At 56.3% G+C, this 2,012-nt stretch carries 1 protein-coding gene; it reads left to right on the forward strand.

Going from position 1 to position 2,012, the window contains the following annotated elements; genetic code table 11:
- The coding region (locus ABEW32_RS24535) for a condensation domain-containing protein (RefSeq protein ID WP_430192668.1) at positions 1-2,012 on the forward strand (2,012 nt) is incomplete at both ends.

The raw sequence follows: 2,012 nt of genomic DNA on the forward strand, positions 1-2,012 counted from the left end.
GGTGTCACGGAAGCGGCCATTGACTCGAGCTTCTACGACGAAGAGCTGTCGAAGCTGCCAAGCAGCGGGAATGTACCGATTGGTCAGGCATGGCTGAACGCACGCTTCTACATTGTGGACAGCCAGCTGAATCCGGTGCCGATTGGCGTACTGGGCGAGCTATGCATCGGCGGCATCGGGGTCGCACGGGGGTACCTGAACCGTGCGGACCTGACAGCCGAGAAATTCGTAGCGAACCCGTATGTACCGGGTGAACGACTGTACCGCACCGGCGACTTGGCACGGTGGATGCCCGGCGGCAATGTAGACTTTATTGGCCGGATGGACTATCAGGTCAAAATCCGGGGCTACCGGATCGAACTGGGCGAGATTGAAACGGCGATTCAGCGGGTACCCGGTGTACGTCAAGCCGTAGTCATCGACCGGACGGATGAGCGTGGGCACAAGTATTTGTGCGGGTACATCACGGGAGAAGCCGAGCTGCGGATCGAGGAAGTACAGACCGCACTGGAAGCCGGACTGCCAGCGCACATGGTGCCAGCGCGCCTGATGCGACTGGAAACCATCCCGCTGACCAACAACGGCAAGATCGACCGCAGGGCCTTGCCGGAGCCGGAAGGCAGCATTCATACGGGAGCCGCCTATGTGGCCCCGCGTACGAAGGTGGAGCAAGTACTGGCTGCGGTATGGGCCGGAGTGCTCGGCGTAGAAGCCGTAGGCACGCAGGATAACTTCTTCGAGCTGGGCGGCGATTCGATCAAGGCCCTGCAAGTATCGTCCCGCTTGCTGCAAGCCGGCTATCGACTGGAGATGAAAGACCTGTTCAGCCATCCAACCGTGTCTGCATTGGCGCTGAGCGTCCAATCGGTGACCCGCTTGGCGGATCAAAGCGAAGTGGTAGGCGCGGTGAAGCTGACGCCTGTGCAACACTGGTTCTTGGAACAGAACCTGACGGATGCTCATCATCATAACCAGTCCATCATGCTGCATAGCAAGGATGGTTTTGATGAGGCGGCGCTACGCACAGCGATGGACCACATCATTAGCCATCACGATGCACTGCGGATCGTTTTCCGTCCTACAGAGCACGGATATGAAGCCTGGAACCGCGCCATTGGCGAAGGTGAACTGTATACGCTGGATCAGGCGGATTTCAGCCATGAGTCGGAAGTGTCTGCGGCGATCGAGGCCAAAGCAAATGAAATTCAGGCGGGCATTCATTTAAGCGAAGGACCGCTGGTGAAGCTGGGGCTGTTCCATTGCCCCGATGGAGATCACTTGCTGATGGCTATTCATCACTTAGTAGTAGATACCGTATCCTGGCGTATTTTGTTCGAGGATCTTACGACAGCCTATGAACAGGCATTGCACGGTCAAGCGGCTCGTCTTCCGCACAAAACGGATTCGTTCCGCACTTGGGCTGAGGGACAGTCTCACTATGCGAACGGTCCAGAGATGGCAGCAGAGCTCGCCTTCTGGCAAGAAGTGGAACAAGGGGGGTATGAGCCGCTTCCAAAAGACGAATCACCTTCTCATTCCTTGAATAAAGACAGCGAGCTCATGACGGTCACGTGGACAGCGCTGGAAACGGAGCAGTTGTTAAAGCAAGCACATCGTGCCTACAACACGGATATGAATGATTTGCTGCTGAGCGCACTGGGCCTGGCTATTCATCGCTGGGCGGGGATTGAACGCGTGCTTGTCACCCTGGAAGGCCATGGGCGGGAGTCCATTTTGCCCGAGCTGGATATTACGCGCACGGTGGGCTGGTTTACAACGCAGTTCCCGGTTGTGCTGGATATGAGCGCAGGGCGAGACCTTTCACAGCACATCAAACAGGTGAAAGAAGGGCTACGCCGGATTCCGCAAAAGGGCATTGGCTACGGGATGCTGAGATACCTGTCTGCAGCATGTGAGCAAGCGCATTTTGGAACCGAACCTGAAATCAGCTTTAACTATTTGGGACAATTTGACCAGGATATGCAAAATCAATCCATTGGCGTGTCTCCTTA

The organism is Paenibacillus jamilae, assembly GCF_050482105.1.
Classification (GTDB): Bacteria; Bacillota; Bacilli; order Paenibacillales; family Paenibacillaceae; genus Paenibacillus; species Paenibacillus jamilae_B.